The 26,455-nt window shown below is 42.5% G+C and carries 25 protein-coding genes; all 25 read right to left on the reverse strand.

Translation table 11 applies throughout. The features are described from left to right. Position 1 precedes the first annotated feature (1 nt). The 25 genes from OCV61_RS07335 to OCV61_RS07455 all read right to left on the reverse strand — a co-directional run bounded on the left by OCV61_RS07335 (position 2) and on the right by OCV61_RS07455 (position 25,843). A complete protein-coding gene (locus OCV61_RS07335) occupies positions 2 to 1,213 on the reverse strand; it encodes a glycosyltransferase (RefSeq protein ID WP_158421285.1) in 1,212 nt (403 codons plus the stop codon). After that, on the reverse strand, positions 1,213 to 2,343 hold the full coding sequence (locus OCV61_RS07340; protein WP_158421260.1) for a glycosyltransferase family 4 protein: 1,131 nt from the start codon (positions 2,341 to 2,343) through the stop codon (positions 1,213 to 1,215). Before OCV61_RS07340 ends, OCV61_RS07335 begins: the two co-directional genes overlap by 1 nt. A gap of 41 nt (positions 2,344 to 2,384) precedes the next feature. Beyond that, complete coding sequence (locus OCV61_RS07345; RefSeq protein ID WP_158421261.1) at positions 2,385 to 3,836, reverse strand: sugar transferase; 1,452 nt, start codon at positions 3,834 to 3,836, stop codon at positions 2,385 to 2,387. A gap of 156 nt (positions 3,837 to 3,992) precedes the next feature. Next, positions 3,993 to 4,571: a hypothetical protein gene (locus OCV61_RS07350; RefSeq protein ID WP_158421262.1), complete on the reverse strand. Its 579-nt coding sequence runs from the start codon at positions 4,569 to 4,571 to the stop codon at positions 3,993 to 3,995. Positions 4,572 to 4,736: 165 nt separating this feature from the next. Then, a complete protein-coding gene (locus OCV61_RS07355) occupies positions 4,737 to 5,477 on the reverse strand; it encodes a CpsD/CapB family tyrosine-protein kinase (protein ID WP_158421263.1) in 741 nt (246 codons plus the stop codon). Then, on the reverse strand, positions 5,474 to 6,214 hold the full coding sequence (locus tag OCV61_RS07360; RefSeq protein ID WP_158421264.1) for a YveK family protein: 741 nt from the start codon (positions 6,212 to 6,214) through the stop codon (positions 5,474 to 5,476). Before OCV61_RS07360 ends, OCV61_RS07355 begins: the two co-directional genes overlap by 4 nt. Before the next feature lie 85 nt (positions 6,215 to 6,299). Then, on the reverse strand, positions 6,300 to 7,307 hold the full coding sequence (locus tag OCV61_RS07365) for an LCP family protein (protein ID WP_158421265.1): 1,008 nt from the start codon (positions 7,305 to 7,307) through the stop codon (positions 6,300 to 6,302). Positions 7,308 to 7,338: 31 nt separating this feature from the next. Then, entirely contained in the window at positions 7,339 to 7,461 is a 123-nt protein-coding gene (locus OCV61_RS07370) for a hypothetical protein (protein WP_262582731.1), read from the reverse strand. Then, positions 7,454 to 8,230, reverse strand: coding sequence for a CpsB/CapC family capsule biosynthesis tyrosine phosphatase (locus tag OCV61_RS07375; protein WP_262582732.1), 777 nt, complete (start codon positions 8,228 to 8,230; stop codon positions 7,454 to 7,456). The genes OCV61_RS07370 and OCV61_RS07375 overlap by 8 nt, the downstream gene beginning before the upstream one ends. 337 nt (positions 8,231 to 8,567) lie before the next feature. Then, on the reverse strand, positions 8,568 to 9,638 hold the full coding sequence (locus OCV61_RS07380; RefSeq protein ID WP_158421266.1) for a virulence RhuM family protein: 1,071 nt from the start codon (positions 9,636 to 9,638) through the stop codon (positions 8,568 to 8,570). Between the two features lie 565 nt (positions 9,639 to 10,203). Further along, a complete protein-coding gene (locus OCV61_RS07385; protein WP_158421267.1) occupies positions 10,204 to 11,250 on the reverse strand; it encodes a virulence RhuM family protein in 1,047 nt (348 codons plus the stop codon). Between the two features lie 14 nt (positions 11,251 to 11,264). Beyond that, positions 11,265 to 12,035 (reverse strand): hypothetical protein, encoded by a 771-nt coding sequence (locus OCV61_RS07390; RefSeq protein ID WP_158421268.1) that lies wholly within the window; start codon positions 12,033 to 12,035, stop codon positions 11,265 to 11,267. 149 nt (positions 12,036 to 12,184) lie between these two features. Continuing rightward, the gene (gene rlmD / locus OCV61_RS07395) at positions 12,185 to 13,345 is read right to left on the reverse strand and encodes a 23S rRNA (uracil(1939)-C(5))-methyltransferase RlmD (protein ID WP_262582733.1); all 1,161 of its coding nucleotides are present in this window, start codon (positions 13,343 to 13,345) and stop codon (positions 12,185 to 12,187) included. A gap of 64 nt (positions 13,346 to 13,409) precedes the next feature. Continuing rightward, on the reverse strand, positions 13,410 to 14,075 hold the full coding sequence (locus OCV61_RS07400) for a GTP pyrophosphokinase (protein ID WP_158421270.1): 666 nt from the start codon (positions 14,073 to 14,075) through the stop codon (positions 13,410 to 13,412). A 292-nt stretch (positions 14,076 to 14,367) separates the two neighbouring features. Continuing rightward, entirely contained in the window at positions 14,368 to 14,916 is a 549-nt protein-coding gene (locus tag OCV61_RS07405) for a phosphatase PAP2 family protein (protein ID WP_158421271.1), read from the reverse strand. 310 nt (positions 14,917 to 15,226) lie between these two features. Next, positions 15,227 to 16,006, reverse strand: a complete 780-nt coding sequence (locus tag OCV61_RS07410) for an alpha/beta fold hydrolase (RefSeq protein WP_158421272.1) — start codon at positions 16,004 to 16,006, stop codon at positions 15,227 to 15,229. Next, on the reverse strand, positions 15,999 to 16,832 hold the full coding sequence (locus OCV61_RS07415; RefSeq protein WP_262582734.1) for a sugar phosphate isomerase/epimerase family protein: 834 nt from the start codon (positions 16,830 to 16,832) through the stop codon (positions 15,999 to 16,001). Before OCV61_RS07415 ends, OCV61_RS07410 begins: the two co-directional genes overlap by 8 nt. A 2-nt stretch (positions 16,833 to 16,834) precedes the next feature. Next, entirely contained in the window at positions 16,835 to 17,923 is a 1,089-nt protein-coding gene (locus OCV61_RS07420) for a Gfo/Idh/MocA family protein (RefSeq protein WP_158421274.1), read from the reverse strand. A gap of 140 nt (positions 17,924 to 18,063) precedes the next feature. Next, entirely contained in the window at positions 18,064 to 18,825 is a 762-nt protein-coding gene (locus tag OCV61_RS07425) for a DeoR/GlpR family DNA-binding transcription regulator (protein ID WP_158421275.1), read from the reverse strand. 2 nt (positions 18,826 to 18,827) lie between these two features. Further along, positions 18,828 to 20,438, reverse strand: a complete 1,611-nt coding sequence (locus OCV61_RS07430) for an ASKHA domain-containing protein (RefSeq protein WP_262582735.1) — start codon at positions 20,436 to 20,438, stop codon at positions 18,828 to 18,830. Positions 20,439 to 20,570: 132 nt separating this feature from the next. Next, positions 20,571 to 21,896 (reverse strand): lanthionine synthetase LanC family protein, encoded by a 1,326-nt coding sequence (locus OCV61_RS07435; protein ID WP_158421276.1) that lies wholly within the window; start codon positions 21,894 to 21,896, stop codon positions 20,571 to 20,573. A gap of 8 nt (positions 21,897 to 21,904) precedes the next feature. Continuing rightward, a complete protein-coding gene (locus OCV61_RS07440; RefSeq protein ID WP_158421277.1) occupies positions 21,905 to 22,957 on the reverse strand; it encodes an ABC transporter substrate-binding protein in 1,053 nt (350 codons plus the stop codon). Positions 22,958 to 23,037: 80 nt separating this feature from the next. Further along, complete coding sequence (locus tag OCV61_RS07445) at positions 23,038 to 23,817, reverse strand: ABC transporter ATP-binding protein (protein WP_158421278.1); 780 nt, start codon at positions 23,815 to 23,817, stop codon at positions 23,038 to 23,040. Then, a complete protein-coding gene (locus OCV61_RS07450; protein WP_158421279.1) occupies positions 23,811 to 24,761 on the reverse strand; it encodes an ABC transporter permease in 951 nt (316 codons plus the stop codon). The genes OCV61_RS07445 and OCV61_RS07450 overlap by 7 nt, the downstream gene beginning before the upstream one ends. 92 nt (positions 24,762 to 24,853) lie before the next feature. Further along, positions 24,854 to 25,843 carry a PLP-dependent cysteine synthase family protein gene (locus OCV61_RS07455; protein ID WP_158421280.1) on the reverse strand — a complete coding sequence of 330 codons (990 nt, stop codon included), beginning with the start codon at positions 25,841 to 25,843 and terminating at the stop codon, positions 24,854 to 24,856. Between the last annotated feature and the right edge of the window lie 612 nt (positions 25,844 to 26,455).

Here is a 26,455-nt window from a genome sequence, read left to right on the forward strand (position 1 = left end):
CTTATTTAATCTCTCCGCCATAAACCTTCATAATTTTCTCGTAATACTCATCACTGGTATCGAAGCTGATGTCCTTGCAGTTCTTGCTATATGCTTCGCACAGCTTCTTATCACCCCAGAGCTTCTCTATCTTTCTCTTCAAATCTTTCCCGTTACCGCTTTCAAACAGCTCGCCGGTCTTGCCAACCTGAATCAGCTCCGGGATACCACCAATGTCTGCTCCCAGCACCGGCGTGCCGTACATCTGGGATTCCATCACGGAGAACGGGCAGTTCTCGTACCACTCGGACGGATAAATGGAGAACCGTGCCTCACGGATCAGCTTCTCCAGTGCCTCGCCTTTCTGGAAGCCAACGTTCTTGATGTTCTTAATACCATTTACTGTCTCTTCCAGCGGGCCAGTACCGGCGAAAATGAACTGTACATCCGGCAGTTCTTTACAGACCTTGATGAGCGTGCCGATACCCTTCTCCTCCGAGAAGCGGCCGAAGTAAAGGACGTAGTCCTTCTTTTCCGTTTCCTTCCACTCCACCTTGTCGATGAAGTTGTGCATTGCCACGGTTTTCGTCGCAAACAGAGGATTGCTGTCCATCTTGCTCTTCATGAACTCAGAGCAGCAGATCATGGTGTCAATGTACTTGTAGGTACCCTTCCACTTCCAGAATTCGGCTTCCATCATGCCGATGGCAGATTTTGCCGTGGAGCCGTGGATGCACTTGCCTTTCATGCAGTTCACGAAATGACCACCCAGGCACTTCTCACAGTTCTGGTGCGTGTTGGGATTGTTCAGCATGTGGTTTGGGCAGACCAGCTGGTAGTCATGTGCCGTGAAGATGATCTTACAATCTCTTCCGGTCTCCTTGCGCCACTTCACGATTTCCAGAATGATGGAAGGTGTCAGCTGGTAGTTAAAATTGTTCAGGTGACAGACATCCGGCTTAAAGTCGTCCAGCACTTTCCGCAGCTGCACCCGCGCTTCCTTGCTGTAGATAGTTTTGATGGGGTAGGTCAGCTTGCTCAGCTTCGACCCGCCGTGGAAGTCCATATCAGATGTATAAGCATTGACCCGGTTGCCCACGCAGCGGCCTTCATGCTCCATACCGAAATACTGAACCTGATGTCCGTGCTGTTCCAGTGCCTCACCCAATTTGAATATGTACGTCTCGCTGCCGCCATTGGGATATAAAAATTTATTTATCATCAAACTTCTCATCATGTTCTCCTGTATAGCTTTATCGTTTCTTCTGCAACATCATCCCAGTTGTATTTCCCACAGATAAAGTCTGCTGCCTGTTCTTTATACTTCTTGATCTTTTCAGGATGATCGCAGGCATCTTGCAGCTTTTCCCTGAGAGCATTCACATCGGATTTCCTGAAGATCAGTGCCTTATCTTCCACTACTTCTGCACATTCCGGAATATCGGAAACCAAACAGCAATTCCCATAGCTCATTGCTTCCAGCAGGCTCAGGGGCATGCCTTCCAGATCTGAAGGCAATGTGTAAATGTAGGCATTACTATATAATTCTTCCAGTATCTGGCCCTGCACAAATCCGGTAAAAAGGATTCTTCCATCTTCTTTGGCCAGATCTTCCATCTCCTTCATGAAAGAATCCGTATCACTGGAGCCACCGGCAATCACCAGTTTTTTATCTGTGTGAACATGCTTGAATGCTTCGATCAGATATCGGATTCCTTTTTCCGGTACCAGGCGACCCAGGAATAAGATGTAAGAATCCTTTGTCAGTCCATATTTGGCTGTAATATGCTCCGCTGCTTTCAGTTCCGGAGGATTCACACCGTTAGGTATGAATCGAGTGGTTCTGCCATATGTATCACTGAAATAATCCTGAACACTTCTGCTCAGGACAATTATTTCATCTGCATATTTTACCGCATTTCTTTCACCCTGTCGGATGAATCTGGATCCAAAACCAGACTTCCATTTCTCACGCTGCCAGTCGATCCCGTGAATGGTAACTATGACTCTTTTGCCAAACAACTTGGGCAGCCATGCGAAAAAGGCCGGCCCCTCAGCATGGATATGAACCACATCATATTTTCCCAGTGCACAAAAGAGAGCTGCGAAGAAGGAAGAACTTACGGCTGCAAGCCCTTTCTGTTCGATCGTAGGAACATATTTCTGGCAGATCCCCTGATATTCCCTTTGATCCGTATTGTCATATTCTGCCCCACTGACATGATGCCCTGATCTGTTGTAGCATGTTACCTGACATCCCATGCGAGCCATCCGGGTACATAGCTCTTTTACCACGATCTCGATACCGCCCTCTCTGGACCACCGTTTGTGGCCAAATACAGCCAATCTTAAGTTCTTTTCCATCGCTTTTCTCCATAATACAGTCCATTTAAAATGGCTGAAGCTTAGACAGCTCCCTTTTTATTAAAAACCACTAACAATGTTTCAAGTAAGATCTTGATATCCATTCCAAAGTTCCAATTCTCAATATATTCTTTATCAAGCCTTACAACCTCTTCAAAATCGGTAATCGTGCTGCGTCCTTTCACCTGCCACATGCCGGTTATCCCTGGCTTAATGGCCAGTCTTGCACGATGGTGAAGCTCATATAGGTTTGTCTCGGAAATAAGTGGCGGACGTGTCCCCACAATAGACATATCTCCTTTTAATACATTGAAAAACTGCGGAAACTCATCAATGCTTGTTTTCCGGATAAATTCTCCGATGCCTGTCTTATGAGTTCCATCGGGCAGGATCTTATTTCCAATGACCCGTGGATCGAAATCCAGTTTAAACATCTTTCCATCACCCAGTTTATTATCTTTCATCAGTTCCGCTTTGTGTTCTTCCGCATCCATGTACATACTGCGGAATTTGTACATCTTGAAACGTTTTCCATTCTTTCCTACACGCTCCTGGGCAAAGAAAATGGGGCCGGGGGATGCTATATAGATGGCAGGTGCAAGGAATATAAATAAGATCCCTGTAACCAGACATCCAACCAAGCCACCTACAATATCCAGCAGACGTTTCAGCATAAGCTCCTGGGTAGATGCATAATTAATACTTGTGGTTAAGACTGTATAATCTCCGATCCTTTCCACGAACTGTTTCTTGCCTGGTACGCTCTGTACCTTTACCAGGTTCAGATGTACAGTCACACCTGTTTCTGTGAATTGCCGGATCAGCTCTTTGGGATAAGGCACCGTGCCGGAGGTTGCAATCAGTACTTCATCGATCCATTGCTTACATACAAATTCGGCAGCATTCGCCATGTCCGTAACCACTTCCACACCGCCTATATGTTGACCTGTCATCTCCTTATCAATGACAGCGATACCGGCGATCTTATATCTGCCATAATTATGTGTTATCATGTTCTCTACTACTGTATTAGCCACATCTTCAGAAACCACCAGCAATAAAGAGCAATCCCCATCCTCTTTCATTTTTTTACGTAGATGGCGTTTCCAGAGCACTCTTATCAGGTACGTAAGCAATATGTATATTATGATAGTCAGCACTAACGCAAGTCTGGAATAAAAATGGCTCCGCTGTAACATGAACAGATATACTAAAGAAAGTGCCCCGATCGTCACCCCTTGGCGCGCCGTTAAAACAAATCCCCTGTAAAAATCTTGTTTCAGAACATTTTTCATTGTATTTGCTTCAAACATTACCAGCAGATCTGCCATTTCGATAAATACTGCCATATTTCTGTAATTAAAATTTGTATATGGATTGATCCCATATCCACTAAACGCATACGCCAATATAAATGCTATCTGCAAACAGATCAAATCTAAAATAATAAAGTCCAGATGCTTTATCCATCCTTCAGAATCTTTTCTATACATGTATTTTTCTTTTTCCTTCTATTTTTCAAAACGTATATTGGTGGTAACATAATGGTCTGAGATTACCTCTGTAATTCTGAGGGTACTGCTATAATAAGCCAGCGTTCCCCTGCGTGGTTGGGGAACTTGCTAAAGCTTTTTTGCCAAATAGCCGGCTTATTTTACAGTAACTCTAATAGATTTCTTTACTGTCCTGTAATTCTTTGCTCTAACAGTAACTGTTATACGATAAACACCTTTTCTGGTGCCCTTAGCCACAGTGATCTTGCCATATTTGTTGACTTTGATCCTGGAGCTGTTGGTTTTGTACGTAACCCTTCCGGTCTTCTTAGTTACTTTAACCACCTGGCTTGTAGCTTTATTTCTGTTGTACCTTACTGTAATATTCGACTTGGATACAGATACTTTCTGTTTCTTCAGTTTGATCTTGTAAGTAAGCTTTTGAACGTATCCGGCATATTTTCCTTTACCTTTTATAGTAACGGTATAGGTACCGGCATTTTTCACTTTCTTTGCTTGTACAGTGTAGTACTTCTTATTAAGCGTTTTGCCATTAAGGTCTTTTACAACTACAGATGGTTTATGAGTCTTGCCATCATATACCACTGCAGACTGCTTCAGAGAAGCCTTAAAGGATTGTTTTGTCGGTGATTCTTTTGCGGATACCGATACTGATACACAAAGAACCATCAATAAAGAAGCAAAAATAAGGGCGATTCTTTTAGAAAGTTTCATGTTTCTCACTCCTTTTGTTGCATGTATCAATAAACAGAAGCTTCCACGCACCTTCCATTTATCCAAGATTCAGTGACGTCTGTGCGCCATTCCGGTATAGCTTTGTGCTTCCGGATCCATATGATATATCATCGGATGCACGCTTATCTTCCTGCGTCGCAAAGCTTATTTGCCTGCATCCGGTTTTTCTTCTTTTCCATAGCCATAACCATATCCATATTTCTTTCCATATTTCCCATAATACTTGCTGTAATATTTGCCATAGGCACGGCTATGTACTTCTGCACGATTCAGTACGGTTCCAAGCAGTTTACAGTTGACTTGCTCCAATTCAAATAAGGATTGCTTGATCATACCCTTTGGGGTAACTCCGGCACGTATGACAAGTACTGCTCCATCACACATGGAAGCGATCAGTGCACTGTCAGATACACTGCCAAGAGGTGGTGTATCAATTATGACAAAACGGTAATTCTCTGCCAGGGTATTCAGAAGATCCCGGAAACGACTGTCCTCCAGTAAGGCAGACGGGCTTTCCAGAAGCTGTGTGCACGGCACCAGATATCCATTGGCTACGTTGGTCTGATAGACTACTTCATCGTATTCTGCCATGCCGGATAAGTAATGATTCAGGCCTCGCACATCCTCCTTGTATTCGATCTGGAGGCGCTTCCTCATCACGGATTTTCGCAGGTCAGCGTCTACCAGCACAGTAGGAAACCCGGCCTCAGCCAGCATCTTCCACAGGTAGGAAGATACCGTGCTTTTGCCCTCATTTGGCAGACAGCTTGTCAACAGGATCTTTCGTGTATTCTTGCCACAGAATTTAATATTGATACGCAAACGGTTCATTGCCTCTTCTACTGCATATGGCAATTCAGGAAGGGTGATCGTCAGCTGCTTCATCTTCTATGTCCTCTCTTTCCGGAATGTACCTCTTCTTCAAAATCAACCACCTGCTCGCTATCCGGAATCGTGGTAAGCGGTACCAGGCCAAAATATTTCTCCATATCTTCTGCAGTATGTATGGTATCATCCATAAGATACTGTGCCGCCAGAATCCCTGCCATAATAAAAAGCCCCAGAAGTGCACCGATCATTGTATACTTTTTGTAGCTTGGACCTGCCTTATAATCTGCCATCTTGGCATGCTGGGCTATATTCGGTGCCAGTGTGCTCATAGTCTCCGGAAGATAGGATACTGCCACTTCTGCCATTGCTTCTGCCAGATTCATAGAAAGCTGCGGGTCTGTAGTGGTTGCTGTGATCTGAAGAATACGTGTATCAGCCGGATTGCTTAGGGAATACAGTCCTTTCAGATTATCCGGTGTCATATCCAGGTGCAGCTTATCAATAACCAGATTCAATACCGGATAGCTAAGCATCAGTTCTTCATAATCTGCGGTAAGGGATGTACCCAGATTCAGGTCACTTAGATTAACCACTGAGTCATCGGATGCAGATACTACGTATAATTTTGATGTGGAATCGTAGGTAGGTTCAATGAAGAAAAAAGCATATGCATTCAGCAGCACCGCACCTGCCAGCAGGCAGAGAAGCAGGTAATACCACTTATCCAGCAGCTTGTTTGCCAGATCCAGAAGATCGATCTCCATCTCCTCGTTTGTTTGATTCTGATTCATTTTCCTTTCTCCTTGTACTGTTTTCTTATTGATAGTTATTCAAAACATATGGGAAAGCATCTTTTGTCCTGTTTCTTACAAGAATCTATTTCTGCTTCTCATAGAATAAGGTCAGTATCACCTGTTCCAGACTGTTTTCATCCGGTACAAAGGTCTGCCAGTCGCTGTCATCCACGCCATATTTCCCATCAATGGACAGCCTTCCAACCTCCCTGCCATCTGTCAAAAGAAGAGACAGGCGACTGAACTTTTTGGCGTTGATATTCGTAGTCATATAATCTTCCAGCACATGATACATCTGAAGCGGGAAGGTATTGTCTTCCTTGCACTTCTGCCGGAATGCTGTCTTAAAGCCATCCTCATACTGTGTCTGACGCGCCATACGGTTCTGATTGGTATCATCATCCTTCATCGTCATCCTGCCACGAATAAAATGCTCTGCCTGAGATCCAGTCAAAGTAACGGTTTCTCCTTTTTTCAGGCTGTCATCCACACCGGTGAAATCATCCTGGATAGTAACAGTAACACCGCCTACCAGATCGTTCACTGTCTGGATCGCTCCCATATTTACCATGGCATAATAGTCGATCCTGGCTCCATTCAGAAGAGTGGACACTGCCTGAACTGTATTCTCTGCCCTGGTAATATGATCCAGGCTCATGGCGTGTGCCAGTGAAATCTGCATATCATCTGTACTGATGTAGCTCCCATCATCCTCCAGACTCTGAACTGGTGTGATCGTATTTCGATCTATCGTTACCATCTGGCACTGATCGGTACTTCGATCCCGTACCAACAGGATCAGTACATCACACTGACCGCTGCCATCATATTCACTGATCTGTTCCACTTTTCCCGGATCATCGATACCGGCAAAAAGATATGTCTCCAGATTTCCTCTTGGCACATACGCAGTACCCTGATAGAGGATCTTATTATCCTCATTCTTCTGAACGGTATTCTTCAGAGACTGCCTGTCTGCCATGCCAAGGATGCAGGATATGATAGCGAATCCTGCTGCAAGTATAGCAATAAATATCCCAATCTTCGCATATATACGCTTGATTTCTGATTTTTTTCTGTATCTGGTCATACTGTTCCTTTTCTAAACTTCTTCAGGCAGATCACTTCATCATCTCTTTCAGCATAGCGGGACCGCCTGCCGGATGGGTGGCTTCACAATACATAAGTGCTGCCAAAATGATAAATAATATCACACTGAATGTGATACATACTTTTTTAGACATTATTACTCCTCCGTTTTTTTTCTGAATATCCTGCTGCTTTCGTGGGCACCGTCTGTCCATTGTCAAACAATAATTCATATCCCTGCCGGTCAATCTTCTCCAGAAGCTGTATGCCCTTTTTCTTTTGGATCATATCTCTGCCAGCCTTTAAATTCGGTACCCGGTGATGGGCTCCATGGCAGTCGCTGCCAAGAACATGGGCAGTGCCCTCTTCCAGCATTTTCAGGAAGAAATGTCGATATCTCCAGTTTGTCAGGCATTCTGCATTAAGCTGTACGTAAATCGGAAGTTCCAGTAACTGGCAGATGTACTTCTTGTTGCCTGGCATCCGGATGAAACGATCAAGATGTGCGATCATGATCCGTAAATGACGATTCTGGATTAGGCCGGAAACTTCTTCAATAATGTGTTCATTCCATGGGGCAAAGGGCATCTCCAGCAACAAAAGGTCTGTATCTTCTATAGTGAGTCTGCGGATCTCTTCTGATCTGCTGATACCATTAAAGAATGCTACTTCACTGCCAGTCAGAATCTGTGGATAGTCTGTCCATCCACGCTCTGCTGTGGCTTTGCAAAGAGCATCATAAGCCTGCTGTCTATGTTGAAGAAAAGTGTCAATCCTGTCCTGCATGGCATAAAAGTGCGGCGTTGCTACCAGAATGTCTGTCTGTTGTGCCCTGATCTGCTCCAGCATTGCCATGGATGTGTCCAGATTCCTGGATCCATCATCGATCCCCGGAAGTATGTGTGAATGAAAGTCAATAATCATATTCTTTTCTCCAAAACCTGATATGCAGAGAACTACGCTGCATGATACTGTACAAAACCAGCCAATACCGTATAAAACGGCATGATACAAGTACATCATGTACTAAATCTCGTGTAATATAAATTTCTTCTCAAAATTTGTCAAGAGTGCAAACCTGCTTATCTTGATATATATCAAGAGTTTCATAAAAAAAGCCGATTCTTGTGATTACTCACAAGTTTATCGGTTTTTTTGCTTATATTGTTTGGGATGTGTGGGGCAATGAAGTCAATTGTAAATTTTCTGCGGTGCGATTGACTTTGTTATATGAAAAGACCGCAGAGGCGATTTTACACCGCTACCGCCTGCCACCGTCTCGACCTGGTATCCGGTCATTATACACCGGAAATTCCAGACCACTAATTCTGATGATGTTCTCATTGTTTTTTATCTGTTTTTTTCTCCAACATTTTATTGAATTCAGGTAATCTTCTTCCACCGTGCTGAGTGTTCGTGCTTTATATTTTTTATACTCGTCCGTTGCTTTATCAACAGCCTGTTTGTGCGATATACTTCCGTTTCCCTGTAAAAGCTGTTCCCCGCTCATTGTCAGAATCCGATCCAGATGCTCTGCCCAGTCCCTCATTGTCATAGCCTGTTCCCGTTCTGCCTGACGTTCTGCAAAATCAAGATATCCCGATACCAGCTGTCCCATTGCACGTAATTCTTTTTCAAATAAATAATTCTTTGCAACTACAGCTTCTTTTAATGTTGGTTGATTTCCTTTAAAAGTAGTAAGTCCCATAAATTCTTTTTCTGCATCTGCTCTGTTATAGATTACTTCTGCTGCAGTTTGTCCATGAATTGCGTAGTGAATTTTATTTTTCACTTTTTTGAAAAATGCAATGGATATTTCCGCTTTCGGATCATAATCTATGCTCGTTGCATAAATTTCCAGAACCTGGCGATAAAATACTTTCTCGGATGCACGAATATCACGGATTCTCTCTAGCAATTCCTTGAAATATCCACCGCCACCTAGATTTTTCAAACGATCATCATCAAGTGCAAAACCTTTTCTCATGTATTCTTTTAAAATCCCAGCTGCCCAGATTCTGAACTGTGTTCCTCGTTTTGATTTTACACGATAGCCAACAGAAATAATAACATCAAGATTGTAATAGTCTACATTGTAAACTTTTCCATCAGTAGCAGTGTAGGCAAATTTTGCCCACACTGACTCTTTTTCTAACTCTCCCTCTTTAAAAATATTTCTGACATGTTTTCCAATCACACTACGATCTCTCTGAAACAATTCTGCCATCTGATCAATAGACAACCAGACTGTATCACCATCAAAAGTAGTTTCAACTTTCGTCAGACCATCCTCTGTCGTATAAATAATCATATCTGCTTTTTCTTTGTCCATAAATTAATTTTCCTCCAAAATCAGATACATTATCAACGTGAACAATTTAAAGAATAGAAATTCAACACAGCCACTATGACAAAATCATTATTCTGCATTTTTACCATTTATAATACGATAGTAATCATCCATATCCACGCTGAGTTTTACCTTGGCATCTGGTTTTCGTTTGCCCCAAAAGCACACAGTCTCAACATGGCACGATACGTCCTGATTGATGTCAGTTTTCGGGAACCGATCCAGACTAATGTGGACTGTAGCAAAATATCTCCATTTGTTTGCGGAAACATATCTACAAATTCTGTAGCAAAAATATCTCGATACATTCCGCTATCCATATCGCAGCCTGAACCTCGCCCGTTTACGGAAAAAGTTCAACTTTTTTAATCGTTTCTACTATTATAGTGATTCCAACATAAAAGTCAAATCTTCCGAGGAAACGCCATCGCCTCAACCTTGTCCGTTCTTCCTACAGAAACAGGTCAACGGCTATTTTTCGCCCCGACTGATGGCTCAGCTTCCATGCACTCGACCTTGGTAAGCTAAAAATTTAATGGCGATGTTGCTACTTCTTCGCATTCTCTTCCAGTTCCAGCATGTACTTATCAAAGTCAGACATAAATAATCTGTCCTGAATCACGCGGTATTTTTCAAATTCGGTCTCAGCTTTTGCTTTAGCAATCTCAGCAGTGATTTTACCTGCATCCTGAAGAACCTCTCTGTCATCAGCCATCAGGAATAAGTCCAGACGCTTTGCCCAGTCCTCCATCGTCATGGGAATGTGACGTTCCGCACGGTCCTCTGCCAAATCCAAATAAGCGGATACAATACGCTCCAGGGACCGCATTTCCTTCTCTGAAAGATAATTCTTCGCAACGCTCACATCACTTTTTACAATCTTACCTTCCGGTGCTGCTGCCCAAGTGGTTAATCCCATATGTAGCTTATCAGCATCGGCTCGCTCGTAAATCAACTCCGCTGCTGTATGCCCATGGACCGCATAATGCATCTTATTTTGAACCTTTGCAAAGAACTGTTTTGTTGTTTTTGCTGTTCGATCATAATCGAGAGCTGTAGCATAGATATCTGTTATCTTCTGATAAAATCTACGCTCAGACAAACGAATCTCACGAATCTGCTCAAGCAAACGGTCGAAGTATTCTACTGTAAGCACAGATTCACCATTTTTCAGGCGTTCATCATCCATGACCCAGCCTTTGATTGTGTAATCCTTCACTATGCCATTGGCCCATTTGCGAAACTGCACTGCTCGCTCATTATTTACCTTGAATCCAACAGCAATAATCATTTGAAGATTATAATGCTTTGTATCACGAGTCACCTGACGGGAACCTTCGGTTTGAACTATTCGGAAATTCCGAATAGTTGCAGACTCTTCTAATTCACTATCTGCATAAATCTTTTTAATATGTTCATTTATCGTTGGCAAACCAACGTCATACAATGTGGCCATCATCTTCTGTGTCAACCATATATTCTCATCCTCATAGCGCATCTCAATGCTGTCTTGCTGATCACCGATAGATGCAACATAAGTCAGGTATTCCGCTGCGCTTGAGCGGATGGTTATCTCATCTTTTTTCTTTGCCAAATGAAGCGCCTCCTCTAATTATCAAAGAAAATATCTAAATCAATTATTTCATAATCTTTTGAAAGCTGCACAGGATAGCTCTTTCCTGCCTCTATAGTCTCATTTGGGAGAACTATTCTATACTCCTGTTCTTGCTCAAAAAATACATCCTTGCAGAATAAAACTCTAAACGCATAATCCGCATAAAAAGTATATCTTGTTCCTCCGTCTACTTTTTCTGGAGATGCATCCTGCATCAAATATTTCATATACTCCATGTCCATTGCTATTTCACCATCGGTGGTTTCGTAACCTTTATCTATATGAAAATAATTGACTTTTTCAGCCTTAATCTCAGTACCTATACTTCTTTTAACATCTTCAATAAATACCTCTGGATTAGGAATTATTACAACAGCATCAGCATTAGGGAAATGTTCTCTAATAGTCTTCTTTTTATCATCTGAAAGATTGATGATTAGATTTCCAACATCATCAACTTTACAATTGTCTTCATAGACAGCGAACATACAAAAAACTGGCATTTTCTCTGCGGGTTCTATTCTCACTAAGCCATTTGCTTTTCCACATTCCGCGATTACTTCTTTAGTATCTGGATGCTGTATTATCATTTTTTGAGCAAACATTCTCGTACCAACTTCAAGAATATCTCCTTGTCCTTTGATTTTCAGTTTATCTTCAATTCCCCAGAAAGTGACAGCATTTGAACAGTATATATTACCTTTTACAAGGCTCTCTAAATGCTCACGTTTCCCAAATTTTAATAAATATTTTATTTCATCCACTAATCACTCACTCCTTCCATAACATCTAATCCACAGACTAAACCATCTAACCGTTTTCACAGTGGATATATTTCAATATAAGAAATACGAACTTTCATGAGCTATTACCTAATCTCAAAAAAGCCGGTCAATACGCCACTTTCTGGCACTTATTTATCTTTTCTTGACAACAAAACTGCGCACTCCACATGCTCGGTAAAACAAAACATCTCTACTGGCTGGATTTTCCTGACAGCATAACCTTTCCGGGTAAGGTATCCCAGATCACGGGCCAGAGTTTCCGGGTTACAGGAAATGTATACCACCCGGTCAGGGTTTAATTTCACAAGGGAGCTTAGAAATTTCTGGTCACTCCCTGCACGAGGCGGATCCATAAACACAACCTGGGCGGTCTGTCCGGTAGCAGCCATTGCTTCCATATATTCCCCTGCATCTCCTTCGCAGAAGCGTACATTGGAACTTTTATTTTCTCTTGCATTGATCCTGGCATCCTTTACTGCATCCTTATTCAGTTCAACTCCTGTTACCCTTCCTGCTTTTTTCGCTGCGATCAGGCTGATGGTGCCAATGCCGCAATAGGCATCGATCACACTTTCTTTTCCTGTCAGGTCTGCATATTCCACAGCTTTCTCATACAGGATCTCCGTCTGCTTAGGATTCACCTGATAAAAAGACCTGGGAGAAATACGGAAGGTACAGCCACAAAGGCTATCCTTAATATAACCCTTTCCGTAAAGCACAATATCACGGTCTCCAAGAACCATGCTTGTATTTCTGTCATTTACATTCAAAACGATTGTTGTGATTTCAGGATGTGCCTTTTTCAGTGCTTTCACAAAATTATTCTTTGACGGAAAAACAGGTGAAACAGTTACAAGAACCACCATGATCTCTTTACTGGTAAAACCTCTGCGTACCAGTACATGACGTAAAAGTCCATATCCGGTATCTTCATCATAGGTCTTGATCTTAAAGGATTTCAGCATGCCACGGATGGTACGGATGATCTCCTGGCTTTTCTCATCCTCGATCAGGCACTGGTCAATAGATACAACCCGGTGGGATCTGGGCTCATATATACCGGAAATAATATTTCCTTTCCGGTCACGGTCAAAAACTGCATGAACTTTATTCCGATAAAAATATGGATTCTTCATCCCTATGATCTTCTGCACTTTTCCATATTTTCCCAGCAATTCCTGTACCTGCTTCTGTTTTTTGACAAGCTGCTTCTCATAGGGTACGCCCTGGTATCTGCATCCTCCGCATTTTTTTGCATATGCACAACTTAATACTTTTTCTTCGCTCATTTTTCCTCCAAAAAGCATTGCAGACTTTTATAAAAACTCCACAATGATTCTAATATTTCGATCATTATATTTTCTCGATAGTATTCCGCAGCTTCTGCATCTTTTCATCCAAAGCTGCCACTTCCTCCGAATAGTCCCTCAGTTCCTTGGCTGCCTTTTCTGCACCAGATACGTTTTTTTTGTACATTAACTGGTACTCCAGCACAGACCAGAAATCCATGGCAACAGTACGGATCTGTATTTCCACTCGTTTTGTCTCAGATTCTTCATTGAAATAAATAGGGATATCCACGATCAGGTGAAGACTCATATACCCGTTTTTCTTTGGCTTTTCAATATAATCCTTCTCTTTGATAACTTTGATATCTTGCTGTTTTTTCAGGATCTGTGCCACTTCATATACATCATCAAGAAAAAGACAGACGATCCTTACACCGATCAGATCGTTCAGCTTTTTTCTTGCGGTCTGCAGATCTGTATCCAGTCCCTTCCTCACAAGCTTGGCATATATGCTTTCCGGCTTTTTGATCCTTCCGGTAATACTTTTCATAACTTCTCTCTGATATTTCATGGAAAGCTGTTCATCAATGATCTTTGCCTTTGCTTCTACAATACCGATGGCATACTGTCCCTGCAGATAGAACTGATCCTTCTGCATGTCTTTGTATATTTTCCTGATTTCTGCTGCTTCTTTTTCCCCGATTATATTCTTATCTTCTTTATTCCCCATAAACGATACACTCCTTGATCCAATCCTACGTAACTGTTCAGTATCATCACAGTTACTTTCTACTGAATAGTTACAATAATACAATAAATTTTCCTCAATGCCAATGATAAATGATGAAATAATACAGGATCCTTGTGCTTATTATCCATATGTTTCTGTAAAATCCTGGTAAAATCATAAAAATGCCACATTCCTTATTACTGAAGAACTCTTTTCAGTATTAAGAAGATGTGGCATTTATACATTTCATCCGGAGGTATCTTTGCAGGAGTTTTTTACAACATTTACTGGTTTATGCAGTTTGCTTTTTATGATCGCAAAAGCGACTTACCATCCATACTGCCAGCGCTGAAGCAAACAGGCCTATCAAGAAGCCGGCCAGTACATCTGTAGGATAATGAACTCCCAGATACAGCCTTGAAAAGGCGATCATACAGGCCAGGACCAGGGCCGGGATCCCGTATTTCTTTGGCAAAAGCCTGAAATACACAAAAGCACTTGCAAATGAAGCACAGGTATGCCCTGATGGAAAAGACCAGTCTATTGGCTTGGTGACAATTGGGATCAACGCACTGTATGTATCATATGGTCTGACTCTTGCAACCATATTTTTCAGACATACATTAGTGATCAGCGCTCCGATCACAAGGGCAATTGCTGCTGCCGCGCCTGCTTTCCTGGTTTTCTTCATGATCAGCAGGACAACTGCCAGAAGGATCCAGAACCATCCTCCGTCTCCCAGAAATGTGATGGCTCTCCAGAATCCATTCATCCATTCTTTTCGGATATGCTCCTGGATATATAAAAGAATAGAGATATCTGCATTTTGTATTATATTCATTTTTCTGACCCTTTCTTTTCTTAGTACGCAAAAAGAATATCAGAAAACAGATTACACTATTTACCCCAAAATGTAAAGCTTGTAAAACAGCATTGCCGGATTTCAAGTCGAGCAGCCGCGAGACTTGGCGCGTGATTCTGGTCAGCGTAAGCTGACATATTCTTTACAGAATCACTGCGCATCCTCGCGGAGCGTTTATCTCAGTCGGAGATTGGACTCCCACTGAGACGAACTTGCTGTTACTCACCACCTGAAAGAGGTGGGAGTCTTCTCGACTGAGATAAAATCATCTTTTCACGAATAAAACCTTTTAAAACAGCATTTCACGGATTGCTTCATTGATCATCTGTTTGTGAAGGGCACCATCTTTATCCTTATCCGGGATTTCCAAAAGCACAGCACCAGGAATATGCTTTGCCAGATATTCGCCATATTCGTAAGGATGGCACAGATCATTCCTGCAGGCCAGAATGGTAACAGGAACCTGGATATTCTTCAGCACCTCCACATTAGGAATAGGCGTCTTATCCGGCAGGATCTGATATTTCTGCCAGTATTTAACACAGGCTTTATCTTCAAAAGGAGAAGTAAATGCATTGCAGGTATAAGCAGACGGCTCCTTTACGATCTGCCACCCTTCGGTGGTATAAAACCGCTCAATGCCTCCCTCCTGCAGACAGGCTCCCAGATCATAATACGCTTTCTGAACCTTATCTGACATAGGATGATCTGTCCATGCATTCCGGATCAGAAGAAGCTTTTCAACCTTCTGGGGATATCTTACAGCTAGATTCAGACATACTGCAGCTCCCATAGAGATTCCTGCAAAGTACGCCTTTTTAATTTCCAGTCTGTCCATTAAATCACACACATCATCAGCAAGATGATCAAAGTCAAATTTCTCCCAGCAGGCTTCACTTTCGCCGTGGCCCTGCTGGTTCAGATTGATCAGACTTACCCCTTCAAGCGGCTCATAGGTAGACTGGATCTGCTTTACGCTTCCTCCCATGCCATGCAGAAATATGAAGGGTATCCCTTCACCACTGATCTCATATTCCAGGTGAAGACCATGATTTATCCATTTATACATTAAGAATCTCCTCCAGGAACTTTTTGCTTACCGGTATCTGTTCTTCTGAAAGACCATGCATGATCAGTGCACCTTCATATCCTGTCTTTTTCAGAAGATCAATATACAGTCTGAAATCAAGATCTCCCTGTCCGGCAGCTACGAACTCTGTGTTTCCTTTAAAGGAAATATCTTTTGCATGTGCCAAAACAATATCCCTTCCAAGAATCTCAAAGCCTTCTCTCAGTACTTTTTCCATGTCTGCTGCATCACCGTCATGGAACAGGTTTGCACCATCCATAATGATCTTGATCCGGTCACTGCCGGAAGCATCCATATATTTTCTTGCGATCTCAGGAGAACAGATAATATTGCTTGCCTCTGTTTCCACACCAAGGATCACATCGTTATCATCTGCATATTTTAAAATGGTCTCTGTGGTTCTCATCAGATCGTCCCAGGAAGACTGCTTGGTATTGTCCTCATGCCATTTCCATTTGCTTTCTGTATTCTTGGATCCAGTGCAAAGTGTAACAATGGGAATACCCAGATATCTGGCGATCTGGCACTGAAGCTTAAACTGGTCACAGCCTTTTTTTCGCGCCTCTTCGTCCGGATCGATCATATTAAAGGTACCGGAAAGTGCATCCAGACGGATGTTATATTTTGCAGTAAGTGTACGGATCTCTTCCAGTTTGGTTTCTGCCACATGCTCCGGCAGGGAAGGAAGGCCTGCATTGGAAAGATTGAACTGAGTATGTGTAATGCCATTTGCCGTCATTCTTCTGTATGTTTCTTCCAGATCACCGATCTCATAGGTTCTGGAAAAAATACCGATTTCTTTCATGATCATAATCCTCCCTTAACGTCTTTTAATGCGATCCATTTGCCACCTTGCTGTACAGACTGATAAGTTGCGATTAATGCACGCATCACCATCATTCCATCATCTGCAGTTGCCCCTGTACACGGTGTGCCGTTTAAGATACTGTCTGCAAAGCCTTCCAGCTCTCTTCTGTAAAACTGGCCGTCATATGCTGCAGGTGTGGAAGAAACATTGGTTTCTTTATCATAGCATTCTACAATAGAAGAACGGAATTCCCATGGATTAAAGGTCTTAGCATAGACTGTTCCGCCTGTACCGTAAATCTCACAGCCTTCATGCCACTGCTGTGCAATTGCAATGGTAAGATCCAAAGTACCAATGGCTCCACTGGCAAAATTACAGTCAATCAGCCAGGAATGAACCTTTTCTTTATGTACATATCTTGCGGAAACGCAGTCAATATCCCCCATAAAATAAAGAGCTGTATCAAACAGATGGCTTCCATGTCCCAGAAGGTAATAATGATCCAGCACTGCCTTTGGATTGCCTGCCGGTTTCTTCATTGCATCACTGGAATACAAAACAGGCATCACGTTATCTGTAAGGGTATAACGGCCTACGCTGTCACAATACCAGCCTTTATATGTTGTAATCTCGCCCATTTTTTCTTCTTTAAATTTCTTGGCATACTGAAGGCCTTCATCATAGCGCTTCATATGCCCCACCTGAAGGAACAGCCCTCTTTCCTCTGCCATTTCTTTTAATTCCTGGCATTCTTCAATGGAAACTCCCATAGGCTTTTCCACAAAAACATGCTTTCCTGCAAGAATCGCCTGTTTTGCACATGGTACGTGAAACTGATCCCCAATACCAATGATCACTGCATCAATCTCCGGATCTGCCAGCATTTTGCTGTAATCGTCATATACCTTTTTAGGGGAATAAATAGCAGCCATTTTTTCACGAAGTTCTGCTGCCACATCACAAATTGCTTCCAGCTGAATGTTATGTGCTTTCGTGCATCCGATCAGATGGGCAGCCTGACAGATGATTCCACAGCCAAGTACACCAACCTTTAAACAACGCTCGTCTTTTTTTACATTTGTTTTCATTGTATCATAACTCCTGTCCTGTTTATTTTTTACTGTCCATTAAAGAGGTTCGGATTCTTTTTGACAGGTTCATTGTATGATTTTTGCATGCGCGTTTCAAGCATATATCATGCGTGTTTATGCATGTTTCATTGCTTCACTCATATGATTTTATTTAAATATCTTTTTTTCATCTCTTCTGGAACCCTTCTTGAACATACAAGATGGGTGATTCTTTCCAGCGGACATACGATGTAATTTGCTTCTTTATCCAGCTTTGAATTATCACAAAGTACATTCAGTTCCCTGCAGTTTTCTGCCAGATACTTCTTTACCGGAGCTTCATCTTCATAAGGATAGGGTACAGATACCCCTCTTTTAGCATCTACAGCATAAGCTCCCAGAAAACATTGATCAAAACGATAGTCCTTCAGCTGGGAAAGCACCAGTTCCCCCACCGTTGTCTGAGAACCTTTATTGTAGTGGCCTCCAAGAAAAGTAACATCTGCATTTGGACGTTTCCGCAATTCCTCTGCAACAGGAAAGCTGTTGGTCACTACCCGAAGCCGGATGGATACAGGAAGAAGCGATACAAACAAGGTATTGGTAGTCCCACCGTCAATGGCGATCAGTTCGCCCGGGTGCACCAGCTCTACAGCCTTCCTTGCCACCAGATACTTTTCATCCTTATCCACATTTTTTCTGGCATCAATGCCTGGTGCCGGCCGTTTCCAGGGAATAGCCCCTCCGTATACCCTTTTCAGGATCCCCTGCTCTTCCAGTTCAGAAAGATCCCGTCGTATGGTATCATGGGAACAGCCAAATACCCTGGTAAGTTCCTCTACATTTACTTTGCCGGATGCATACAAAATATTCAGGATCTGCTGATGTCGTTCCTCTTTTAGCATTGCACTTTGCGCCATTTTCACAGTTCCTTTCCTGATTGGTTTTCTATTGCCTGCCGTTTCTTAAGCTGTTCCATAACTGTAGGAAAACGCTGATAATCAGTATGTGGAAGAGCCTGTGCTGCCACCATCATATTCAGGAAATCATCCACAGCTGCAAACTGGATATAAACCATTTCCTCTATGATCCTATCTATATCTGCCAGACATGACCTCTCTAGCAGAAGCTTTTGTGCCCCTTCCAGAGATGAATTGCCTGCATTAATGATCCTGTTCCGATCCATATCCGGATACATACCAATTGCAATGGCAGATTCTTTTGATACATGCTTTCCAAAGGCTCCTGCCACATAGAAATTTGCAGCCTGGTCCATGGTAATGCCGGATTCCCGCAGCATGATCTCCACCATAGTATGGGCTGCTGCTTTTGTACGGATAAATTCCTGAATATCTTTCTGATAAAAGAAAAGCCCAGGTGCATATTCTACTGCCAGCATTCCCTCTTTTTCCTGGATCCTGCTGTTTTTCTCTGGAACAAAATTTCCCCGGATATCCACCCAGCCGCAAAGAAACATCTCAGCCAGCAGATCAATGATCCCGGATCCACAGATTCCTTCCGGCTTCCCTTCTCCGATCACATGACAGTAGATCTGTCCTTTTTCAATATGTACCCTGTCCACTGCACCTTTGGATGCACGCATGCCTGTTTTTACAACACCGCCTTCCAAAGCCGGTCCGGCTGCTCCTGCACCACATAAAAGAAACTCCTGGTTTCCGATCACCAGCTCCCCATTTGTACCTATATCAAAAAAGATATTGATATCTTTGGACTTATATATTTCTGTAGCGATCATCCCACTGATAATATCTCCTCCCAGATAGTTGGATTTGGAAGGATAACAGTACACATAGCCTTTTACAGGAATTCCCAGCTCCTCACCTTTTAAGAAGCCAGGCTGGTCAGCCCGCAAGGCATGAGGTGTGTAAAATACACAAAACGGATCCATGCCCAGCAGAAAATGAATCATAGTTGTATTTCCTGCAATCACCATGGATATGCAGTCCTGCATCTGTACCCCACTGCTTTGCTCAAGTTCCTTCATACATTCTTTTAACGAAGCAATGGTTTCCTGCCGTATTTCTTCCAGTTTATCCGGAGCATCCTTGCAATAAAAAATCCTGGAAAGGATGTCTGTTCCAAAGCGGATTTGCCGGTTATAACAGCTTACTTCTCTGATACACTCTCCGGTTGTACAATCTATCAGCCGCATCACCACTGTGGTACTGCCAAGATCTGCTGCCAGTCCATAGTGCCTGCGACTGGTATCACCTTTTTCCAGTTCTGCGATCACCCACCCTTCTCCATCCCAGGATAAGGAAGCAGTAAGCTTATATTCTGCATCCTCGCATAATGGGTATAGTTTTCTTAAAATCTTTAAAGGCATGTAGGCCTCTATTCCCAGCTGCTTCAGACCATCCAGTATTCTTTTTTGATCTGACCGGTTTTCTTCTTCTGTGGGAAGGGGTAATTCCAGATATATTTTCTTTGAAATTCCATCCATATATAATAATTCTTCGAAAAGAGAACTATTGTTCTCTCTTCCTCTCTTTCTTTCGTTTTTCTGTATCATACCACAATCCACTCCATAGAAAAAGAGCCTGCAATTCTTTTGTCTTCAGAACCACAAACCCTTTTTAACCTTTTATCTTTCTTTATAACTGTTCAGCATTTTATATCATTGCAGCTGCAGGTTGCTAAATCGTCATTTTTCTTCTCTTTTATCAGGAAAGGGATCATCCAGAAAACGTGCAACATGAAACTCCCCTTTTTCTGCCTGGTAAAGCTGTAATAAAGCCAAACCAATACCTGCTGCACCGTCAAAGCATCCGATAGGAGTACTTTTCTTACCAGGAGCGATCCTGTCAAGGGCAAAGCTCCATTTCACCTGATCTGTTCCATCCACAGATTCAAAAATGCCATGCTCTGCCAGCTCTTCCCCGCATTTTTCTGCCTGTTTCAGATATTTCTCATCTCCAAAGGCAGCCCAAAGCCCAAGATACATATTCAAGATCCCAGCTGTACCGCAGCACAGATTATAAGTATTCCAGTAGCCTTCTGACCGGATCCTTGGAGCACCTACAGCCTCCAGCCCTTTTACAAGACTTTCCAGTTTCTCTTTATATTTAAGATCACCGGTAGCTTCATACATCTTGTAATAGTAACGTACTGTACCTGCTGGTCCGTGGCAGTACCCCAGGTAGAACAGATTTTTCCTGTCCGGAAGCCCGTGAGGAAGCAACTTGCCGTTTCCTTTTTTCACTGCAACAGAATCCATGAATTCTGCAATTCCTTTGTTACCTTCCAGATATTTAGAATCATTCCCTGCTTCATACAGTTTCATAAGAACAAAGCCAATGCCTGCTGTCCCCATTGGGAAATTGGGGTCAATATAATTATCATCTGCCCCAAAATAGGACGGATCTACTCCCGGATACCAGCATCCGCTCTTATCCTCTCTTCTTTGTTCCAACAGGTTTTCTCCTGCCAGAAGTGCAAATTCCTTCCACTTTGGATTCTTATATACCCTTGCTGCATAAATAAGAAACAGGATGGTGCCTCCATCTCCTACGATTCCAGGAAATGTAGACCAGGTATAACCTTTCCCGTTTTTGCCAGGTCTGGCATCTTCCTGCATTTTGGAAATAATGGAAGCGACCGTATCAGCGTATATCTTTTTTCCTGTTACCAGATACAGCCTGGTAAGTGCAAAGCCAGCTCCGCTCCAACCGCTTGAGAAAGCATATTTTGAAAAGTTACGCCTCAGCTCAGGTTCGTTCTCCCAACGGTATTTCAGATAAGAACCTGCCTCTTTTGCTTCATCAAGATATGTACTGTCTTTTGTCACATCGTAAAGTCCCAGAAGAAAACACAGGATCCCGGAAGCGCCTGCATACATGCAGATCTCATCATAATAGATAGGTCTTCCTTTGGCTGCATCCTCAAGAGACCAGAAGATGCCTTCCGGTCCCTTTCTTTTTCTGGTATTGATAAAATTCATAGTCCTTTTAGCAATTTCCAGATAGTCCATAGTTATGATCACTCCTGTGCAAATTTCCCGGTTTCCACGTTATAAGTAGTTGTTTCCAGAACACCATCAAGCACCGGGAATGCCTTTTCTTCAAATTCTTTCTCATCCAGATCCTTATTCAGATCACCGGTAGCCTGCAGATCTGTAAATGCATTTTTGAAAGTATCTCTTGCTGCTGTTACACCTGGATTGAAATCCAGTCCTTTGATAATGCCTGCATTTGTTTCCACATCACCGGATACATATCCTCCTTCGATCTGGATCTTTGCCGCTTCTTCCGGATTTGCACTTGCAAAGGCTGCGCCTTTCTGTACAGCTCTTGCAAAGGCTGCTGCCCCCTCCGGATTATTCTTGATCATATCCTGAGTTACAAGAGCCATGCAGCAGTATTCATCTTTGAATTTCTCATCTGTACCAGTGTCAAGAAGTTTTGTTACATCATAATTGGCTTCAATCATGGTTCCCATTGGCTCATGAACACCAATTGCATCTACAGCTCCATTGTCCAAAGCCATTGCAAGATCACTCATTGCATAAGCCACAAAATTCACATCTGCATCAGCACCATTTACAACAAATCCCAGATCTGCCAGTTTTCTTTTTACTTCCAATGTACTGGAGTCTGATAGACTTGGAACACCGATCTTTTTTCCCTTCAGGTCTTCCAAGGAACTGATCCCTGAATCTGCCTTTGCATAAAACTTGGTGCAGCCTTTGTGTACACCTGTTACAAAGGAAACAGCAAGACCGTTGGAAATAGGAGTGATAAAGTTGCAGGCCAAGCCAAATGCAGCATCGATTTTTCCCGCAGTGATCAGGTCTACTGTCTCAGAGGAAGCAGCCACTGTTATTTCACATTTCTGTCCGATGGCTTCCAGCTCTTCCTCGAAATATCCGTTCTCAGCAGCTACCTGCATAGCAACACCACACACTGTATCTTTGCTTACCTGGATACGTACCACTTTCGTATCATCTGCCTGACAGATCACAGTTCCTGCTGCAAGCATTGCTGCAACTGTAACAGCTGCTGTGATTTTTTTCAGTAATCCTTTTTTTCTCATAATCTTTTTCTCCTCATGTATAATAATTTTCTGTAACTATGTGACCATTTAATGCTTTTTTGCAAACTGCTGCCTTATCTTTATAAATAGTAATCCGGATCCTGTAAATTTCCTGCAAAATTAAGGATCTCCAGGATTTCTTTTCTGTAATTCATAAACACATCCTGTCCACGTTTTCTTGGTCTGGACAAATCGATATTGATCACCTGCTCTACTTTTGCAGGTCTTGCTGACATTACCACTACCTGATCGGACAGATAAATGGCCTCGTCCACATCATGGGTTACCATGATCATGGTCATATTATGTTTTTTCCAGAGATCCATGATCATGTCCTGCATATTCATTCTTGTAAAAGCATCAAGAGCTCCCAAAGGTTCGTCCAGGAGAAGCACCTTGGGATGCCCGACCAGTACCCTGGCAAGTGCTGCTCTCTGACACATTCCTCCTGAGAGCTGGTGTGGATAGGATTTTGCAAAATCCTTCAAGCCTACCAGTTCCAGGAACTGATCCACATCTTCTTTCTTTTCTTTATATTCCCCTCTGGCTTTCAGGCCAAATGCCACATTATTACGTATATTCAGCCAGGGAAAAAGATTGGCCTGCTGAAATGCATAGCCTCTGTCTGCTCCTGCCTTTGTGATCTTCTCTCCATCCAGGTAAATTCCGCCCCGGTCAGGAAGATTCAGGCCTGCGATGGCTCTTAACAGTGTGGTTTTTCCACATCCGGAAGGACCGATCAAAGATACAAAGCTTCCCGGCTTTACAGTAAAGCTAAGATCGTTTAATGCCACCACTTCTGAGCCGTCCGGATTTATAAATTTCTTCTGTACGTTATCAATCCTGATCTGGCCTACCATTTGATCACTCCTCTCTGCCATACCAAAACCTGATCTTTGATTTTAAATACAAGGGTGATCACCATTGTACAGATCACTGCGATCAGGATCAGCCCTGCATAAACATTTGCATAAAGCATCATGCTTTTTTCCCAGTTCAGATACCAGCCAAGTCCTGCGTCAGCGCCTAACAGTTCAGCGGTTACAAGGGTAACAAAAGCGCTGCAGGTTGCATAAAAGATTCCAAGGAAAATGCTTGGCATTGCTGCCGGAACTGCTACCTTGAAGATCTTGTTCAGTTTGCCGGATCCAAGGGTAGAAGCCACTTCAAAGTAAGAATTATTAACATTCTGGATCCCGCTGCTAGTCATCAATGTTATTGGAAACCATACTGCCAGTGCAACCATGAATACGGATGCTGAATAAGTAGTTGTAAACAGTGACAATACCAGGGGCGACCAGGATGTAGGTGGAATAGGCCCTACAAACTTCATAAACGGAGAGATCCAATAGCTTGCTTTTTTGTTGAATCCGATCAGGATACCTGTAAGGAATCCCAGGATCCCGCCTGCCAGAAATCCGCGAAGCAGAAGCTGTCCGGATGCCAGAATACATTGGATCAATAATTCATAATCAGTAACAAAAACGCCAAACACCCTGTCCAGACAAGGGAAAAACAATACCGGAAGTAATGCATATTTGGATGTGATCAGATTTATCACTGTGATCAGTACTGCTGTTCCTGCAATAAGGGGAGCCTTGTAGCTTATCCTTTCATCCAGCTTTGCGCTGATAAATGAAGCAATAAACAAGATTCCGTAAACAACAGCCAGAAGTCCCAGAAAATACAGGAAATATGGGTGGTCTGCCGGTGGCTGCAATTCTGAATCCGGTATTACAAGATCTGTAACTGCTCCCAGAGCCAGACCTGCAAACGGCAGAATTTTTATTAATGTTTTATTCATACGTGTTCATCCTTTTCCTATTACGTAATGATTAATTCTCTTATATGATGATCAATTCTCTTATATGATGATCAATTCTCTTACGCAATGCTTCAGTCTTCTTTGTACATATTTGTGGAGAGGTATTTAAACGCATTATCTGCCAGGATCACTACTATATTTTTCTCTTCTGCTTCAGGTCTTTTTGCTACTTCAGTAGCTGCCTTTACTGCAGCTGCTGCAGACTGTCCTAGAAAGATCCCGTCTGTTTTTACAAGCTTTCTGCCGGTTGCATAAGCATCTTCCGCGATAATATCAAGACACTCATCATAAGGCAGATGTTCCGGCGAAAAGAAAACCGGAATTTTGTCTGTTGGTACCTCATCAAATGCCAGCACACCGTCAATAGTATTTGCTTCCGGATGATCTAATGATTTTCTGGACTGTTTTGCTGGCTGCGCACCAATGATCTTTACATTCGGATTTTTTTCCTTAAAATATCTTGAAAGGCCTGCCAAAGTACCGCCTGTACCAACAAGAGCTACCACATAGTCTACCTTTCCGTCTGTATCTGCCCAAATCTCCGGTCCTGTGGTTTTATAATGTGCTTCCGGGTTGTCTTCATTTGTTCCCTGGTCGATGTAGAAATAGCCATGTTCTTTTGCATAGGCATTCATCACAACAGACAGTTTTCCCATTGTAAGGCCTCCACTTTTCAGCATTTCCAGAAATCCAGGTACATCTCCGGCCTGAAGCAGATTCACTCCATAGGCTTTCAGAATCAGGGTACGCTCTATAGATACTCCCGGCTGGATCACTACAGAATATTCATATCCTCTAGCATTGGCAAAGGCTGCTGTAGCGATCCCTGTATTGCCGCTGGTAAAGTCAAGGATCTTACCGCCAGGCTTCAACCTTCCGTCCTTTTCTGCCTCCAGGATCATATTTAATGCTGCTCTGTCTTTAACGCTTCCGGATGGGTTAAAGTATTCCAGCTTTCCAAGAAGATGGGCTTTCAGCCCAAGGCTTTTCTCATAATTCTTTAATTCTACAAGCGGTGTATGTCCAACTAATTCTGTGATTGACTGATGTATATTTGCCATGTTTCTTTCCTCTTTTATGATTTCTTTTTTAGTTCTTTCTTTTTGTTTCTTATTTTTTGCTCTTTTACTGTTGATTTTTTTATGTCTTGTTTTGGTTTTAACTCTTGTTTTGATTTGCTTGTTTTGATTTGCTTGTTTCACATGGGTATTTATATTCCCTAGTTTTTTGATATGTTTTATATGTTTTATGCTGCTTATTATATCAAACTGTTCCGAATTGTCCAATACATTCCATTTATTGTCCGTTATAGTTTTTTTCTATTGCACTGATACGCAAAAGAAGAACAAAAAAGGATATGCACGGCTTTCATCACCATACATACCCTGATATTCTTAAAAAAATTATCTAAATACTTGACACTGTAATCATTTTATTTAACATAAATATAGCAAGAATTCTCCTTCCTCTGCAGGTGGGAGATGAATTACGAAAAAGCGAAAAGAACGCTTGTTCTATGACACAATCCGTGGTATAATAGAGTCAGTCGAAAATATAAATTGTTAGAAAAAGGACTGATTTGTATGGGAAAAACAGATCATAATGCGCATTCAGTATATCAGCTGGGAGTAAATACCCCAGCTGATATAGCCTCCGGCAGGATTGCAGAGGTG

Source organism: Blautia ammoniilytica (assembly GCF_025566965.1).
Classification (GTDB): Bacteria; Bacillota; Clostridia; order Lachnospirales; family Lachnospiraceae; genus Blautia_A; species Blautia_A ammoniilytica.

Bases quoted from the DNA above. Each gene is read 5' to 3' on its own strand.
- OCV61_RS07340 (WP_158421260.1), bottom strand. From the start codon at position 2,343: ATGGAAAAGAACTTAAGATTGGCTGTATTTGGCCACAAACGGTGGTCC.
- OCV61_RS07410 (WP_158421272.1), bottom strand. From the start codon at position 16,006: ATGTATAAATGGATAAATCATGGTCTTCACCTGGAATATGAGATCAGT.
- OCV61_RS07440 (WP_158421277.1), bottom strand. From the start codon at position 22,957: ATGAGAAAAAAAGGATTACTGAAAAAAATCACAGCAGCTGTTACAGTT.
- OCV61_RS07380 (WP_158421266.1), bottom strand. From the start codon at position 9,638: ATGGACAAAGAAAAAGCAGATATGATTATTTATACGACAGAGGATGGT.
- OCV61_RS07405 (WP_158421271.1), bottom strand. From the start codon at position 14,916: ATGAATATAATACAAAATGCAGATATCTCTATTCTTTTATATATCCAG.
- OCV61_RS07375 (WP_262582732.1), bottom strand. From the start codon at position 8,230: ATGATTATTGACTTTCATTCACACATACTTCCGGGGATCGATGATGGA.
- OCV61_RS07445 (WP_158421278.1), bottom strand. From the start codon at position 23,817: ATGGTAGGCCAGATCAGGATTGATAACGTACAGAAGAAATTTATAAAT.
- OCV61_RS07415 (WP_262582734.1), bottom strand. From the start codon at position 16,832: ATGAAAGAAATCGGTATTTTTTCCAGAACCTATGAGATCGGTGATCTG.
- OCV61_RS07420 (WP_158421274.1), bottom strand. From the start codon at position 17,923: ATGAAAACAAATGTAAAAAAAGACGAGCGTTGTTTAAAGGTTGGTGTA.
- OCV61_RS07360 (WP_158421264.1), bottom strand. From the start codon at position 6,214: ATGAATCAGAATCAAACAAACGAGGAGATGGAGATCGATCTTCTGGAT.
- OCV61_RS07365 (WP_158421265.1), bottom strand. From the start codon at position 7,307: ATGACCAGATACAGAAAAAAATCAGAAATCAAGCGTATATATGCGAAG.
- OCV61_RS07430 (WP_262582735.1), bottom strand. From the start codon at position 20,438: ATGATACAGAAAAACGAAAGAAAGAGAGGAAGAGAGAACAATAGTTCT.
- OCV61_RS07425 (WP_158421275.1), bottom strand. From the start codon at position 18,825: ATGGCGCAAAGTGCAATGCTAAAAGAGGAACGACATCAGCAGATCCTG.
- OCV61_RS07350 (WP_158421262.1), bottom strand. From the start codon at position 4,571: ATGAAACTTTCTAAAAGAATCGCCCTTATTTTTGCTTCTTTATTGATG.
- rlmD (WP_262582733.1), bottom strand. From the start codon at position 13,345: ATGAGCGAAGAAAAAGTATTAAGTTGTGCATATGCAAAAAAATGCGGA.
- OCV61_RS07345 (WP_158421261.1), bottom strand. From the start codon at position 3,836: ATGTATAGAAAAGATTCTGAAGGATGGATAAAGCATCTGGACTTTATT.
- OCV61_RS07400 (WP_158421270.1), bottom strand. From the start codon at position 14,075: ATGGGGAATAAAGAAGATAAGAATATAATCGGGGAAAAAGAAGCAGCA.
- OCV61_RS07435 (WP_158421276.1), bottom strand. From the start codon at position 21,896: ATGGACTATCTGGAAATTGCTAAAAGGACTATGAATTTTATCAATACC.
- OCV61_RS07450 (WP_158421279.1), bottom strand. From the start codon at position 24,761: ATGAATAAAACATTAATAAAAATTCTGCCGTTTGCAGGTCTGGCTCTG.
- OCV61_RS07355 (WP_158421263.1), bottom strand. From the start codon at position 5,477: ATGAAGCAGCTGACGATCACCCTTCCTGAATTGCCATATGCAGTAGAA.
- OCV61_RS07370 (WP_262582731.1), bottom strand. From the start codon at position 7,461: ATGTCTAAAAAAGTATGTATCACATTCAGTGTGATATTATTTATCATT.
- OCV61_RS07335 (WP_158421285.1), bottom strand. From the start codon at position 1,213: ATGAGAAGTTTGATGATAAATAAATTTTTATATCCCAATGGCGGCAGC.
- OCV61_RS07455 (WP_158421280.1), bottom strand. From the start codon at position 25,843: ATGGCAAATATACATCAGTCAATCACAGAATTAGTTGGACATACACCG.